Here is a 14902-nt window from a genome sequence, read left to right on the forward strand (position 1 = left end):
TACTAATGCAACCGAGCTAACAAAGTGAAAGCATGCTAATTTATGAATTTGCGAAGTAGTCCTGTTAGATACTGAGCAAACTCTTAGGAGGAAATACATATGGCTTACGATCCGCAAGTAGTTGATGCAACAATAGTGAGTGATAATAAAAAGAATGGTCTCTTCGAAGTTGTTGTGTCTTTGAAAGACCGCAACAAATGCCGTCTATTCTTTGAAAGAGACGCAGAAACAGGTATCGGCCGAGTAACCGACTTGAACCGATTGATGAAAGAGCCTTGCCCGATTTGCCGCAAAGATTACCTATGCAACTGTCTGGACCGTTACAAGCACTCTATTGCAGATCAAGCTTTAACGCTCATTAAGTAACAACACAACGAAACCCCCTGAGCCGATGGCTCAGGGGGTTTCATTGTATGACTCGCTATTTATTCGTAAATCACTCGATAGAGTCCTTCTAGCAAACTTTGGTAATTCCTAGGGTCATACGTAATCTCCGCAAAGGAGACATGAATGACCTTGTTGGTTGTTTTAACAATGAAAAAGCTGTCCGAACTATCATCAGCGTCAATATACGTATAGCATACTAACTGACTGCTGCCCGTTTGGTTCCGTAGAAAAGCTGTTGCTTCTTCACTCTCATTTGCGAACTTCGGCACACTGTCACCTCCTAATGACCATTCATCCCCGTCATCTCAATTGATTAGCATGTCTATCGTTCCTAGCCATTAATTAAGACTGTGATGTTTTCTTTCTCTTCAAAGCCAGATATCCACCCAAGAGTGACGCGGGAACGATGGCAATTAAACCAATCAACTCATACCACAGCGGAATTATATCCTGCGTTAATATGGAATCAAATCCAATCCCGGCTCCAATGACACCTATGATTGCTGCATTGAAGAGTTCAGCGCGTTTGGCTACTTTTGCAGTAAAATAACTACCTAAGAACGTCCAGAACAAGCCAACGACTAAAAATAAGAGTAATAGACCTACATTCGCATATATGGCATTTACATCTTGATCCGACGCAGGAGCGTTTGCAAAATACAAACTCCCGATCAATCCTGACGACAACATCGTTCCGATATTATCGATAGCTATTCCCAGCAACACGGCTAGGAAATGAAATTTCCGCACACTTTTTTGTTCCGACATAGACTCTTCTTCTCTCCTGCTCACTTCTATCTAGTAACCTCATCCATAATACCATGTGGAAACCCTACTAGCCAGTTCAGATCGAACTAAGCCTGCACCCACCAATCGGTTTTTGTGTAATTCCCTATATCGGATCCCCGCAAGGTGATGGTTTGCCCAATTCGTGGCGTCACAATCTTGACCCCTTTCTCCTGAGCAGCTCTTACTGCTCGAGTGACAGGATCATTCCAATCATGCATAGCTAACGTGAAGGCCCCCCAATGAATGGGTAGCATAACCTCACCTTTCACGTCAAGATGCGCTTGAACGGTTTCCTCCGGCATCAAGTGGATATCCGCCCAACGCTCATCATACTGTCCGCATTCCATTAGCGTGAGGTCAAAAGGGCCATATTTATCCCCAATATGTTTAAAATGAGGCGTATACCCACTGTCACCGCTGAAATAGATGTTGGACTGTTTCCCTTTGATCACCCACGAACACCACAAGGTTGCACCGCGGTCATTCACACTGCGTCCTGAGAAATGGTTAGCAGGCGTGCATGCCAGCTCTAAACCTTGGTAAGTGAACTCCTCCCACCAATCATGTTCCTCAATCTTGGCCGCCGGCACACCCCAACGGATGAGATGACCGCTAACACCCAGCGGCACAATAAAGCGATTCACTTTGTCTTTCAATTTCATAATAGAGCCGTAATCCAAATGATCATAGTGATCATGAGATAAAATGACAGCATCGATGTGAGGAAGTTCTGCAATTTCAAAAGGAATCCCATTGCTGTATCTATTTTTCCCCAGCCAAGGAAACGGTGACGGTGTTCGGCCGAACATGGGGTCGAGCAGCAAGGATTTGCCATCGATCATCAGTAAACTAGCCGAGTGACCGAACCAAGTAACGCTTGTATCCCCATTCCCTGTGAAGTGAGGCTTATCCATCGGTAAGAAGGATGCAGGGCGTCGATTCGGGCTTCCTTTGATCATATCGCGCAAGATTCCAAGTGTCGTTGAAAAGCTCATATTCATCATCGCCGGGACTGGATTTTCAAACTTATCTAGCCCATATTGAGGTGATTCCGCAAATTTCTTCATCTCATCCCGTGAAGGCTTTCGGCCGAAAATCGGGTACACATTCATAACTAAGTAATAGACACCAACCAAACCCACGATAATTCCTAGCGTTAGTAACATCCTCGTTGCCTCCATGTAATCTCTGTTCTACTTACACATTCTCATCCAAGAAAGAATAAGCTACGTTGTAATAACGTAACAACTTATCCCTTGGTTCCAAGTTTTCAGGATGCGCTTCATGGGCTCCAAAATTATTTCAGAGGACAGGGACAGGAGCACAATCAGTCGTTTCGCCCAAACATTCCGCCGAAATAGTCATAAGCTATCTCGAAACACAAACCAAATAACCATTGGAGGTTGATTCGAATGAGTTGTGGAACTGGCGTAGGTTATGGAACGTCTGCAGCTGCTGTGTTGGTACTTTTCATCTTGTTGGTTATTATCACTAGCGCATTTGTTTGGTAATCTAAAACCATACAGGGGGACTACCTAGACCTTCTAGGTAGTCTTTCTGCTTCCCACTGCTTCCCCACTGCGCCCCCGCAGCTGATGAACAAAAGAAAAAGAACGCTCAGCGTTGAGCGTCCCTTCTCACATATATGTTACACATTTTCTATTGATTCTAACTGTCTCAAGAAACCTTATGCTCAATTCTGAGCTTATCCGCCACCATCGCGATGAATTCGCTATTGGTCGGTTTAGATTTCGAGATATTAATCGTGTATCCAAAAATAAAGGAGATGCTGTCGATGTTGCCGCGCGTCCAAGCGACTTCAATCGCGTGACGGATCGCACGTTCAACGCGGCTAGGCGTTGTTTTATATTTTTCGGCAATAGCCGGATAGAGCGTTTTCGTGATTGCACCTAGGATTTCAATATTGTTGTAAACCATCGTAATGGCTTCACGCAAATATTGGTAGCCTTTGATATGGGCAGGTACACCAATTTCATGAATGATACTTGTAATATTGGCATCCAAATTTTTACCTTTTGGCATATGCACAACATTCGCACGCGGCGTTGAGGTTGACGTTGTTGTTGTTGCTGAATTTCCTGCAAGCTGACGAATCCGATTCGTGAGGGTTTCCATATCAAATGGTTTCAATATGTAATAGGAAGCTCCCAGTTGCACAGCCTTTTGTGTAATATTCTCTTGACCAAAAGCTGTTAGCATGATGATTTTGGGCTGTGAAGGAAGATTCATTTCTCGCATTTTTTCCAGAACACCAAGTCCATCTAGATGAGGCATAATAATATCTAAAATGAGAACATCGGGTAGCTCACGCTGTTGCTCCAGAAACCGAAGGACCTCGTTACCGTTATACGCAACGCCCATAATTTCCATATCCTCTTGCTCACCAATGAACTCTGATAATAAATGGGTGAATTCTCGGTTATCGTCTGCAAGTAACACCTGAATTTTTTGCAACTGAATTTCCTCCTTTAGCTACTAAACAAGTTGGTATTTTCTCTCTTAAGTAAGCTATTCGACAGCTCATTTTAAAATCCTTCTGTCGAATATTATTTTTCTTTTCTTTTGTTTGAGTTTCTTATATAATATAATATTTATCTTCTGATTCCAACATTTTTCGACACGAAGCCACTAAACTCGCTATTTCACTGTCGCATCCGGTAAAAAAGAAATAAAGAACTAAAGGCCACTAGCTCACCTTTAGTTCTTTGTTGATGTCCCCAGATGTTGGACGAAGGATAATGCCCGAATCCTGCAACATCCATTCGATGAAGCATCCATAGCCGCTCGTTGGATCATTCACGAACACATGTGTGACCGCCCCGATCAATTTGCCATTCTGGATAATTGGGCTTCCGCTCATCCCCTGTACAATGCCACCTGTTTTATCTAAGAGACGAGGATCTGTGATTTTGATAACCATACCTTTCGTACCTGGTACGTCTTGTTTAGATACGTGAACCACTTGGATATCAAACTTCTCGACCTTCTGTCCTTCGAGCACCGTATAGATTTGCGCCGGCCCTTCCTTCACTTCTTCAGCAAAAGCTACAGGAATCGCTTCTTTATCTAAGCTATGATCCGGGGCACCATACATTTTCCCGAAAATGCCGAAAGCCGTATTTCGTTCAATGTTCCCAATCACTTTACTGTCTTTGTAAAGAGTAGCATGCTTTTCACCCGGATCTCCGTTATGACTCTTGGAAATCGAAGTAACATTCGAATAGACAATGTCACCATCGCCTACAATAATGGGTGTCTGGGTATCCATATCTGTTATAACATGTCCAAGAGCCCCATAGACGCCTTGATCGGGTGCATAGAAGGTTAATGTTCCAACACCTGCCGCGGAATCACGAATGTACAATCCTAAGCGATAAGACTTATCTACAACGTCATACACTGGCTGCAGCTTGACAACAAGTTCTTGATTATTGCGTAAAATTTGCAGAACAAGCGGATTCTTGCTTTCGCCCGATTTGGCCACTAGCTCTGCGACCTTGCTTACATCCTTAGAATCCTTGCCATTAATTTTGGTAATTAAATCGCCGACTTGAATTTTCGCTTCCTCCCCAGGTGAAACTTTCTGTTCGGAGGCAACCGTTACGAGATGGTGACCCACGACTAGAATACCCGCGGACTTAATTTTAACACCGATCGTCTGTCCCCCTGGAATTACTTTTAAGTCAGGTACGACATTTACTTTGACAGTCTTGATTGGAATGGCTCCAAAAAGCTTGAGCTTCATTTCCGTTTGTCCAGAATGATCGGATTGCAGAGAAATAGGTTCGTTCAAATTAACTTGAAATGAGTGCTTGGCGTTGCCATTTACCTTCACAATATCCGTATCCTTGACCGTTACCTGGGCACTGACCGGCATCGTTAGCTGAAGCTGCTTTCCTTGTCCACTAAATAAGCGTAGTTCCTGTGGGAAGGAGGCAAAGCTCTGAAAAGGCGGGGACACACTGACCAAGCAAACGAAGAAGACGAGCAAGAGTCCGAACAATCTTTTTCTTTTGTTGGATTGCACTATCAACACGCTCCTTCAAGATTCCTTGAGCCCTGACGAACAACTCGTCAAATGCGTACCTATAAGTTAACCCCAGTCCCTCTCTTTTATAACTGTAAATGATGACTATCTATACTTTCATACCCTTGCTTTCTTATTTTTTGCCATGGTAAGCATTTCTCCCGCATGATGCAGCGTTGTTTCTGTTACTTCTACACCGCCAAGCATCCTCGCCAGCTCCTCAATTCGGCCAGCATCTGGCATATCTTGAACCCGTGTGAACGTACGCTCATGATCCACTTCTTTGCGAATGTAGAAATGAACATCAGCAAAACTTGCAACCTGTGGCAGATGCGTAATGGAGAATACTTGGCAGCTCTGCGAAAGAACCGACATTTTCTCCGCAATGGCTTGTGCCGCGCGTCCGCTCACCCCTGTATCAACCTCATCGAAAACGAGTACAGGAATTTGATCAATTCGGGCAAAAATGGCTTTCATGGCGAGCATAATACGAGAGAGCTCACCGCCTGAAGCAATTTTACTAAGTCCACGCAAAGGTTCTCCCGGGTTAGGTGCCATCAGGAACTCCACCTGATCAATCCCTTGTCTGGAAAAGCGGACCTTATTGCCGTCCACCTCAATTCCTCGATCATCGATAATATGGGCGATCTGCACGCGGAACTGTGTCCGTTCCATTTGTAGATCACGTAATTCGTGTTCAATTTGAGCGGAAAGATCGCTCGCAATCCCCTTACGAAGGTTGGATAAGTCCAAAGCATGCAGGCCAACTTGTTTCTCAGCAAGTGCAAGCTTATCTTCTAATTTACGAATGATTTCATCTTTATTTTCGATCGTATCGACTTCATTCTTGATCTTCTCGAGATAGGCTAAGATCTCTTTAATATTCTCTCCATATTTTCGCCGAAGAGACGTGATGGTATCTAATCTTTGTTCAATAAAATCAAGACGGGAGGAATTGAATTCGATGCCGTCACGATAATCTCGGATCTGATAAGCGGCATCTTCTAATTGATAAAAGGCCGATTGCGCCTGTTCGAGAAGAGGACTTAGATTAGTCGGATCTAACTGAACAATATCCTGCAAGCGTGAGACGGCTTTCCCTGCCGCATCTAATCCCCGATTCGTTGCATACAGAAAATCATAAGCCTCGGAGGAGTTTTGATACAGCTTCTCTGCATTCGCCAGTTTCCGCTTCTCTTCAGCTAAGGACTCATCTTCACCAATCTTGAGTTTGGTAGCAGATATTTCGTCAATCTGAAACCGATACAGATCTAACATTTGCAAAGCTTGCTTACTCGTTTCCTGTAGATCATTCAGCTCTTTTTGCAGCTTCATGTACTTGTCGTAGCTCGCTTGATACGTCGCTTTCGCTAGTTCTATTTCTGCACTTCCAAATAGGTCAAGCGAGTGAATATGCTCGTCCACATGAAGTAGAGACTGATGCTCATGCTGACCGTGAATATTAACGAGCCACTCACCTGTCTTGCGCAGCATCGTCATATTTACTAGCTGTCCGTTAATGCGACTTGAGCTTTTACCTGTCGCCGTAATCTCTCGACGAATGATGAGATGCTCAGAAGCATCCGCCTCGATTCCAAGCTCTGTAAGCGTATGCCAAACAGGATGTGAAGCTGGTAAATCGAACATGGCTTCGATCTCCGCCTTATCTGCACCATACCGCACCAATTCTGCTGAACCTCTACCGCCGACAATGAGTGTTAACGCATCTATGATGATCGATTTCCCAGCACCCGTTTCCCCTGTCAACACGTGAAAACCTGCCTTAAACCGAATATGTACATGTTCAATAACAGCTAAATTACGAATTGAAAGCTCTGTAAGCATGAACGCCTCCTGAAATTATGATAATAAGGACATGACTTCATTGACAAAAGTTACACTGTTCTCTTTCCCGCGGCAAATAACAAGAATCGTATCATCACCACAAATGGTTCCCATCACACCGTTCCATTCCAAGTTATCAATTAAGGCACAAATCGTATTTGCAGTCCCTGGTAAACACTTCATCACAACTAAATTGTCGGTATAATCGATGCTGACAAAATGGTCACTTAACGCACGACGAAGCCGTTGCATAGGATTAAACCGCTGATCTGCCGGCATTGAATACTTGTACCTGCCATCATCTAACGGAACTTTGATCAAATGGAGTTCTTTAATATCTCTTGAAACCGTCGCTTGCGTGACATGGAATCCTGCCGCGCGCAGCGCTTCAACCAGTTCATCTTGTGTTTCAATCTCATGATTTGTAATAATTTCTCTAATTTTTACATGCCTTTGACCCTTCATCCTTACACCTCTATGTGAAAAATGATTTTTTTGATTTTGCTTATGCTCATATCAACGTAAAGGATACCCTGTGCCTCAGGATAAATGAGGGTGTATGGCAGCAGCATGTCACGAACAGCGCTCCCTGTCATCTCAAGTGGTTTACGATCTTTGGCCACTTTCACAAGATAAACATGATCTTCCTTTTGTACAAAGTAATCGATAAACAAGCGACTTTCTAACTGATCTCTTTCACCAACGGTCATCGTAATTGGTATTTTGGTCTTACCCGCAAGCACCTCGAAACCAGCACCTTCAAGCAGATCAACAACATCGTCCTCAGGGATATTCGCATGCCTCGGAATTCGCCCTCTTCTTCGATTTGAACCCGCTGACCATTTCTGAAATCGCCAAATGACTACACAAACAACAACGATCAGGATTAACAAAATGACTCTTACATCGCCTTGTTCCATGTCCTTCACCTCGCCATAGTATTCGCGAATCCGACAGGAAAATCCTTTCTGTTATGTGAAAAAACCCATCTCAGGGCCGCAAAAGGCGTTCACAAAGATGAGTTTATTTGCCATGTAATTTCTGAGACCCTCGCGCAGTCTCCGCGATTAGAGCTTTCATTGATTCTGGTGCTGCAAGTGATGCATCGCTCTCGTTACTCGACCAGTAGGCCAGGAATTCTATGTTCCCTTCTCCGCCTGTTATTGGTGAATACGTCAATCCTTTTAACCGGAAGCCCAGCTCCTCCGCAAATGAAAGTACCGTTGTCAGAACGTCAATGTGTACATCTGTGTCTCGTACAACCCCTGACTTGCCAACTTTCTCTCTGCCTGCTTCGAATTGTGGCTTAATAAGCGCGACAACATGTCCTTGATCACCTAAAATTTCCTTCAACGGCGGCAAAATAATCCGTAATGAAATAAACGATACATCGATACTCGCAAAGGTTGGTCTCGGTCCGTTCAAATCTTCCAATTTGGTGTAACGAAAATTCGTTCTTTCCATCACATGAACACGTTCATCATTACGAAGTGACCAATCCAATTGGTTGTAGCCAACATCGACAGCATAGACAGAAGCGGCGCCATTTTGGAGCGCACAATCCGTAAATCCTCCTGTAGAAGCGCCAATGTCTAACATTACCGCACCTTGCAAATCAATTTCGAATTGCTTTAGCGCTTTTTCAAGCTTTAGTCCGCCACGACTTACGTAAGGATGCAGCGCTCCTTTTACTTTGAGAACAGCTTTACGACTAATTTTCATTCCGGCTTTATCAACTGGCTCTTCATCCGCAAAAACAAGGCCTGCCATAATGGCGGCCTTTGCCTTTTCTCTGCTTTCAAAATAGCCTTGCTCTAGTAGCAATAAGTCTAATCGTTCTTTATCCGATGACATATATGTTGTGTTGCTCCTATTCCAATCGGTTACTAGACCTTAGCCCGCAAGGCCTTACGAGGCACTAGTTTCTTCACTTCCGTAATTAGGTTTTGAGCCGTAAGGCCAACCTCATTGCGTTGCTCTGGCACGCTGCCATGCTCAACGAAATAATCTTGAATCCCCATCAATTCCACTTGTAAACCAACGACACGTTTCTCCGCATAAAACTCCAGGACAGCACTTCCGAAGCCACCTTGAATAGAGCCTTCTTCCATCGTAATCACTGGCATGGATTCTTTCGCTAATTGCAGCAGATAAGCTTCATCTAACGGCTTGATAAATCGCGCATTCACGACGCGAAGCTCGATGCCTTCTTGTGATAGCAACGCTGCTGCCTCTTCCGCAACTTGAACCATAGGTCCGACTGCAAGGATAGCTGCATAATCTCCCTCACGCACCGTTTCCCAAGTGCCGATAGGAATTGCTTTGGGTGCCTCATCAATGTTAGCACCAGTCCCATTGATACGCGGATAACGATAAGCAATCGGCCCGTCGTTATATTCTAGCGCCGTCTGCATCATATCACGCAATTCTTTCTCATCCTTCGGCATCATCAAGACCATGTTAGGAATTGTACGCAAAAATGAAATATCATAAACCCCTTGGTGCGTCTCACCATCTGGGCCAACAAAGCCTGCACGGTCGATCGCAAAGGTAACATTTAATTTAGGTCGACAAATATCATGAACCACTTGATCATATGCACGCTGTAAGAACGTTGAATATACGGCGAATACCGGTTTCAAGCCTTCACTCGCGAGTCCTGCACATAAAGTAGCCGCATGCTGTTCCGCAATACCAACGTCGATCATCCGATTCGGGAATTGCTTCGCAAATTTCAACAGTCCAGATCCACCTGGCATTGCTGGTGTAACGGCAATAAGACGGGAGTCTTTCTCTGCAAGTTCAATTAAGGTATCTCCGAAAACTTGTGTATACATCGGCGGTCCCGAAGACTTAAGTACTTGACCCGACTCCATTTTATAGGGTCCTAAGCCATGCCACGTATGAGAGTCATTTTCTGCTGGCTTATAGCCTTTACCTTTAGTCGTAACGATATGAATAAGGACTGGACCTTGAACCTTTTCAGCCTGTTTGAGCGTTTCCATAAGCACTTGCAGATTATGTCCATCAACAGGGCCAATGTAGGTGAAGCCTAATTCTTCAAACCAAACACCATTCAATACAAAATATTTAAGACTATCCTTCAGCTTCTCCGCTGTTTTGGCCAGCGTTCCGCCGATGGCAGGAATTTTCTTCAGTAAGTATTCGACTTCTTCTTTAGCTTTCAAATAATGACGATCCGAACGAATCTTGCTTAAATAATTATGAAGAGCCCCGACATTGGGCGCAATAGACATTTCATTGTCATTCAGAATGACCGTAATATTCTTCTTCTCGTGACCGATATGATTCATGGCTTCTAACGCCATACCGCCTGTAAGCGCACCATCACCAATAATGGCAACTACTTTATTATGTTCGCCTTTCAGATCACGCGCCATCGCCATACCCATGGCAGCGGACAGGGAAGTACTGCTATGTCCTGCTTCCCAGACATCATGTTCGCTCTCAGACCGCTTAATAAATCCGCAGAGCCCTTTGTACTTGCGTAAAGTATCGAACTTGTCTTTGCGTCCAGTCAAAATTTTGTGCACGTACGCCTGGTGACCCACATCAAAAATAAATTTATCATACGGGCTGTGAAACATGGTGTGTAATGCAATTGTGAGTTCAACCACGCCTAAATTCGGGGCCAGATGTCCACCTGTAACGGAAAGCTTCTCAATAAGAAATTGACGGATTTCTCCCGCCAATTCTTCAAGCTCCGTCAAGGATAACCGCTTCAAATCTGCAGGCCGATTGATTTGTTCGAGCAGCACGCTTGTTTCCTCACTTTCAATGTGAAAATACTAAGATTTCACCATTATATCATATAATTGGGCATTTCGTGTAAAACTACCTCTCGATGAGGACGCTCTACTTTAAACATATGCTTAATGATCCCGTTTCATTAGGTAATCTGCGATCTGAAGTAACCGCTCTGGGTTCGGAATATTGGAACGAATTAAGGCTTCTTTGGCTTGGTTCGTCAATTCTTTTACCTTTTGCTCAGAAGCTTCCATGCCGATAAAATAAGGGAACGTTACCTTCTGCTGTTTCTCATCGCTCTTCACAGGCTTACCTAGCTTCGCTTCGTCGCCGATAATATCCAAAATATCATCTTGAATCTGAAACGCTAGTCCTAAGGCATGACCAAATTCACTAAGAGCCTCTAATTGCGCTTCTGTCGCGCCAGCAATGTGTCCGCCAGCACGTAAAGAGAAAACGATCAAATCGCTTGTCTTGTGCGTATGAATATAAGTAAGCTCTTCCAATTTCGTTAAGCCTTGCTCCCCCAGCATATCCGCAGCTTGCCCGCCAACCATTCCACGAGCACCTGCCAACACAGCAAGTTCTTCTGTGATTGCCAGCACACGCTCTGCAGGAACACCAAATCGTTTGTGAGATTGCGCAATGCAGAAGAAGGCGTGCGTAAGCAATGCGTCGCCAGCTAGAATAGCCATAGCCTCGCCATAGACTTTGTGATTCGTTAACTTGCCTCTGCGATAATCATCATTATCCATCGCTGGCAGATCATCGTGTACCAAGGAATAGGTATGAACGCACTCAATAGCTAACGCAACTGGCATGGCAGCCTCAAGAGAACCCCCTAGTGCCTCAGAAGCAGCTAGAACCATGATAGGACGCAGTCGTTTGCCGCCTGCCATCAAGGAGTAATCCATAGACTCACGAAGTGAGCTTGGCACTTCCCACGCAGTAGGTAATGATTGACGTAATGCGGCTTCAACCAATTGGGCATGGGAAGCGATATATGTATGAATATTAGACGTCGTGTTATTCAAACTAATTCCCCTTATCTTCCAAGACAGGCTGGAAAGGCTTCCTTGTTACCCCAGCTTCCCCTTCAACCAGCATCTCAATTTTCTTCTCCACTTGCTCCAGCTTAACGCCGCATAAATGGGAGAGTCTTACGCCTTCTTGATACAATTCAATCGCTTTCTCTAAAGGTACGTCGCCGCTTTCCAGCTGACTTACTATACGTTCTAGTTGCTCGATTGCCACTTCAAAGCTTACTTCCGCTTCACTTGTTGACATCAATGTTCGCCTCCATCTCCGAAACTTGACATTGTATTTTACCGTCCTTAAGACGTATGGATAGCCGATCCCCGATCTTCACTTGCGATATCGATCTCACAAGCTGCTTCTCTTGTTCGTCATAGGCAAGGCTGTAGCCCCGCTGCATGACCTTCAGCGGGCTGAGCGCGTCCAGATGTCGGACGCTGGACTGCCACTCCTGCTTCTTCGAGCGCAGGAGGGTCTGCATGGCCGTGAGCATCTGGCGTTTGGACGTGTCCAAACGCCGTCTTGCCGCCACGGCCTGCTCGGTTGGATTGAAGCTGGATAAGCGCCGCTCCAGCTTCAATCTGCGCTGCGCCGACTCCGTCAGGCGCTGGCGTATGCGGTAACCGAGCTGCTCCGCCAGCCGGTCGAGTCGCTCCGCAGGCTGCATAAGCAGCTGCCTGCGGGGGTTCGTCAGGAACGGCGAGCGCTTCGCGCGCTCCAGCCGTTCCTGCTTGCGGCGCAGCTGCTGCAGCAGCCCGTAATGCAGGCGCTGTGCCTGCTGAGATAGCTGCTGCTTCAGCTCGAGGTGGTGCGGCACCGCGAGCTCTGCCGCCGCCGTAGGCGTCGGCGCTCTCAGATCGGCGACGAAGTCGGCGATCGTGAAGTCCGTCTCGTGGCCGACGGCCGAGATGATCGGGATCGTGGACGCTGCAATAGCCCGCGCCACGATCTCCTCGTTGAAGGCCCACAGCTCTTCCAGTGAGCCGCCTCCGCGGCCCACGATGAGCACGTCGGCCTCACCGAGCCGGTTCATCGCTTCGATCGCTTTGACGATCGAAGGCGCCGCCTGCGTACCCTGTACGAGGACAGGGTACAGCAAGATCGGGATCGACGGGAACCGCCGCTGCAGCGTGATGATGACATCACGAATGGCCGCGCCCGTCGGAGACGTGATCACGCCAATCGCGCGTGGAAACCGAGGAATCGGTTTCTTGCGCTCTGGCGCGAACAGCCCCTCGCCTTCGAGCTTCTTCTTTAGCTGCTCGAAAGCCAAATACAAGCTGCCGATGCCGTCCGGTTGCATCGCCGTCACATAGAATTGATAAGCACCGTCTCGCTCATAGACAGAAATGTTCCCCCGAGCAATGACTTTGGTGCCCTCTTTCGGGATAAATCCCAGCTTCTGATTATGCGAAGCAAACATGATGCTTTTCAGCCGGCCATCCGCATCCTTTAATGTAAAATACATATGACCACTAGAATGATGCGTGAAATTAGATATTTCACCCCGCACCCACACATCCTGGAGACGTGAATCTCCTTCCAGCAATAGCTTAATATAACGATTTAAGTCCTTAACGGATAAAATCTTCGTCTCATTTCTAGCCATAAGCTGACTATACGCTCACATTCGCATGAGCTGCACGGCTAGCCGCATCAACGGTATTGCGAAGGAGCATCGTAATCGTCATAGGCCCCACACAACCTGGAACAGGTGTAATGGCACTTGCTATCTCTTTCACAGCTTCAAAATCAACATCACCCGTTAACTTACCATCAGCAGGGCGGTTCATCCCCACATCAATTACGACAGCACCCGGTTTCACGTGATGTGCTTTAATCAAATGTGCTTTACCAACCGCGACAACGAGAATATCTGCTTGTTTGGTAATATCTTCCATGTTAGGCGTGCGGGAATGTACGACAGATACCGTTGCATGTTCACGAAGCAACAACATCGCCATCGGTTTCCCTACGATATTACTTCTGCCCACAACAACTGCATGCTTACCAGCGATTTCAACACCCGTCCGCTTGAGGATTTCAATGACACCATGCGGCGTACAAGGCTTCATGCCGTCTTTACCGATCATGAGGTTACCCACATTCACCGGATGGAAGCAATCCACATCCTTCGCTGGATCAATTTCATCAACAACCGCTTCTTCATTGATATGTTTTGGTAATGGTGATTGAACAAGAATGCCGTTAATGCGAGGATTGTTGTTAAAACCATGGATGAGTGCAATTAATTCTTCCTGTGTCGTCTGTTCAGGCAGGCGGTGTACTTCGGAATAGATGCCGACATCATCGCAAGCTTTTGCTTTGTTTCTCACATAAACTTGTGAGGCTGCGTCTTCACCAACAATAACAACGACAAGACCTGGTTGGTTTCCCTGCGCTGTAAGCTGCGCTGCATCAGATCTGATTTCTTCACGAATAGAGCTCACGAGTTCTTTCCCATTAATAACTTGTGCTGACATGTTATTTCCCCCTTAGCCATTTAAGCCATACCTCTATAAAAGTAAAGTGCTACTTGCTTCGACTTAACTCACTGCGTACGCAAAACTTTTTCTTTCAGTTCATCAATTTCTTTCAACATCTTCCCTAGTACACCATTAACGAATTTCCCTGATTCATCCGTGCCATAATGCTTAGCCAAATCAATCGCTTCATTGACAACAACCTTTGGCGGCACATCATCACGATACAACATTTCATAAGCACCAAGGCGCAGCACTTCCCGATCAATCCGAGACAGCCTGTCCATTGCCCATCCTTTGAGGTACTCCTCCAACAACTCATCGATACTTACTTTATTCTTGTAAGTTCCTTCAACAAGCTCAACAATATAGACCGGATCTATCTTATCTCCGGAGAAATCCAACTCCGATTCATTATCATGCTCAGCTTCATGAATCGCGATTTGAACAGCCTCCTGAGGAGTAGCCTCATTCATTTGGATTTGGTATAAGCTTTGTATAGCAATTTCACGTGCAACTCTGCGTTTCATTCTGTTCCTCCTAAGCG

At 45.7% G+C, this 14902-nt stretch carries 17 protein-coding genes; 2 read left to right on the forward strand and 15 right to left on the reverse strand.

Annotation, left to right across the window (positions count from 1 at the left end):
- Positions 1-99 precede the first annotated feature (99 nt).
- Entirely contained in the window at positions 100-366 is a 267-nt protein-coding gene (locus AC58QT_RS08340; RefSeq protein WP_310223306.1) for a hypothetical protein, read from the forward strand.
- Between the two features lie 59 nt (positions 367-425).
- Here AC58QT_RS08340 and AC58QT_RS08345 read toward each other — a convergent pair whose 3' ends face one another.
- The 3 genes from AC58QT_RS08345 to AC58QT_RS08355 form a co-directional block, all read right to left on the reverse strand.
- Positions 426-656, reverse strand: a complete 231-nt coding sequence (locus tag AC58QT_RS08345; protein ID WP_310223304.1) for a hypothetical protein — start codon at positions 654-656, stop codon at positions 426-428.
- 73 nt (positions 657-729) lie between these two features.
- Positions 730-1155, reverse strand: coding sequence for a hypothetical protein (locus AC58QT_RS08350; protein ID WP_497408512.1), 426 nt, complete (start codon positions 1153-1155; stop codon positions 730-732).
- Positions 1156-1241: 86 nt separating this feature from the next.
- Entirely contained in the window at positions 1242-2342 is a 1101-nt protein-coding gene (locus AC58QT_RS08355) for an MBL fold metallo-hydrolase (RefSeq protein ID WP_497408513.1), read from the reverse strand.
- 246 nt (positions 2343-2588) lie between these two features.
- Between AC58QT_RS08355 and AC58QT_RS08360 the strand changes: the two genes are divergently transcribed.
- Positions 2589-2687: a YjcZ family sporulation protein gene (locus AC58QT_RS08360; RefSeq protein WP_155993479.1), complete on the forward strand. Its 99-nt coding sequence runs from the start codon at positions 2589-2591 to the stop codon at positions 2685-2687.
- Positions 2688-2853: 166 nt separating this feature from the next.
- Here the strand turns inward: AC58QT_RS08360 and spo0A are convergent, their stop codons facing one another.
- From spo0A to nusB, 12 genes are all read right to left on the reverse strand, one after another.
- Positions 2854-3651, reverse strand: a complete 798-nt coding sequence (gene spo0A / locus AC58QT_RS08365; protein ID WP_310223297.1) for a sporulation transcription factor Spo0A — start codon at positions 3649-3651, stop codon at positions 2854-2856.
- A gap of 232 nt (positions 3652-3883) precedes the next feature.
- Positions 3884-5224: a SpoIVB peptidase gene (spoIVB, locus tag AC58QT_RS08370; protein WP_310223295.1), complete on the reverse strand. Its 1341-nt coding sequence runs from the start codon at positions 5222-5224 to the stop codon at positions 3884-3886.
- Between the two features lie 117 nt (positions 5225-5341).
- Positions 5342-7069 carry a DNA repair protein RecN gene (gene recN, locus AC58QT_RS08375; protein WP_497408514.1) on the reverse strand — a complete coding sequence of 576 codons (1728 nt, stop codon included), beginning with the start codon at positions 7067-7069 and terminating at the stop codon, positions 5342-5344.
- A 15-nt stretch (positions 7070-7084) separates the two neighbouring features.
- Positions 7085-7534, reverse strand: a complete 450-nt coding sequence (ahrC, locus tag AC58QT_RS08380) for a transcriptional regulator AhrC/ArgR (protein ID WP_056614653.1) — start codon at positions 7532-7534, stop codon at positions 7085-7087.
- 2 nt (positions 7535-7536) lie between these two features.
- Complete coding sequence (locus tag AC58QT_RS08385; protein ID WP_310223290.1) at positions 7537-7989, reverse strand: hypothetical protein; 453 nt, start codon at positions 7987-7989, stop codon at positions 7537-7539.
- A gap of 103 nt (positions 7990-8092) precedes the next feature.
- Positions 8093-8923 carry a TlyA family RNA methyltransferase gene (locus tag AC58QT_RS08390; RefSeq protein WP_497408515.1) on the reverse strand — a complete coding sequence of 277 codons (831 nt, stop codon included), beginning with the start codon at positions 8921-8923 and terminating at the stop codon, positions 8093-8095.
- Positions 8924-8955: 32 nt separating this feature from the next.
- Positions 8956-10848, reverse strand: a complete 1893-nt coding sequence (gene dxs, locus AC58QT_RS08395) for a 1-deoxy-D-xylulose-5-phosphate synthase (protein ID WP_497408516.1) — start codon at positions 10846-10848, stop codon at positions 8956-8958.
- A gap of 114 nt (positions 10849-10962) precedes the next feature.
- Positions 10963-11877, reverse strand: a complete 915-nt coding sequence (locus tag AC58QT_RS08400; RefSeq protein ID WP_497408860.1) for a polyprenyl synthetase family protein — start codon at positions 11875-11877, stop codon at positions 10963-10965.
- Entirely contained in the window at positions 11873-12124 is a 252-nt protein-coding gene (gene xseB, locus AC58QT_RS08405; protein ID WP_310223283.1) for an exodeoxyribonuclease VII small subunit, read from the reverse strand. Before xseB ends, AC58QT_RS08400 begins: the two co-directional genes overlap by 5 nt.
- Positions 12111-13481: an exodeoxyribonuclease VII large subunit gene (xseA, locus tag AC58QT_RS08410; protein WP_497408517.1), complete on the reverse strand. Its 1371-nt coding sequence runs from the start codon at positions 13479-13481 to the stop codon at positions 12111-12113. Before xseA ends, xseB begins: the two co-directional genes overlap by 14 nt.
- A gap of 7 nt (positions 13482-13488) precedes the next feature.
- Positions 13489-14355: a bifunctional methylenetetrahydrofolate dehydrogenase/methenyltetrahydrofolate cyclohydrolase FolD gene (gene folD, locus AC58QT_RS08415; RefSeq protein WP_497408518.1), complete on the reverse strand. Its 867-nt coding sequence runs from the start codon at positions 14353-14355 to the stop codon at positions 13489-13491.
- A 68-nt stretch (positions 14356-14423) separates the two neighbouring features.
- The gene (gene nusB / locus AC58QT_RS08420) at positions 14424-14885 is read right to left on the reverse strand and encodes a transcription antitermination factor NusB (protein WP_310223278.1); all 462 of its coding nucleotides are present in this window, start codon (positions 14883-14885) and stop codon (positions 14424-14426) included.
- Positions 14886-14902 lie beyond the last annotated feature (17 nt).

The sequence above is a fragment of the Paenibacillus sp. J31R109 genome (assembly GCF_059692055.1).

Coding starts and splice junctions, on each gene's coding strand:
- AC58QT_RS08340 (WP_310223306.1), top strand. CDS start 100: ATGGCTTACGATCCGCAAGTAGTTGATGCAACAATAGTGAGTGATAAT.
- AC58QT_RS08350 (WP_497408512.1), bottom strand. CDS start 1,155: ATGTCGGAACAAAAAAGTGTGCGGAAATTTCATTTCCTAGCCGTGTTG.
- AC58QT_RS08355 (WP_497408513.1), bottom strand. CDS start 2,342: ATGTTACTAACGCTAGGAATTATCGTGGGTTTGGTTGGTGTCTATTAC.
- AC58QT_RS08360 (WP_155993479.1), top strand. CDS start 2,589: ATGAGTTGTGGAACTGGCGTAGGTTATGGAACGTCTGCAGCTGCTGTG.
- recN (WP_497408514.1), bottom strand. CDS start 7,069: ATGCTTACAGAGCTTTCAATTCGTAATTTAGCTGTTATTGAACATGTA.
- ahrC (WP_056614653.1), bottom strand. CDS start 7,534: ATGAAGGGTCAAAGGCATGTAAAAATTAGAGAAATTATTACAAATCAT.
- AC58QT_RS08385 (WP_310223290.1), bottom strand. CDS start 7,989: ATGGAACAAGGCGATGTAAGAGTCATTTTGTTAATCCTGATCGTTGTT.
- AC58QT_RS08390 (WP_497408515.1), bottom strand. CDS start 8,923: ATGTCATCGGATAAAGAACGATTAGACTTATTGCTACTAGAGCAAGGC.
- xseB (WP_310223283.1), bottom strand. CDS start 12,124: ATGTCAACAAGTGAAGCGGAAGTAAGCTTTGAAGTGGCAATCGAGCAA.
- xseA (WP_497408517.1), bottom strand. CDS start 13,481: ATGGCTAGAAATGAGACGAAGATTTTATCCGTTAAGGACTTAAATCGT.
- folD (WP_497408518.1), bottom strand. CDS start 14,355: ATGTCAGCACAAGTTATTAATGGGAAAGAACTCGTGAGCTCTATTCGT.
- nusB (WP_310223278.1), bottom strand. CDS start 14,885: ATGAAACGCAGAGTTGCACGTGAAATTGCTATACAAAGCTTATACCAA.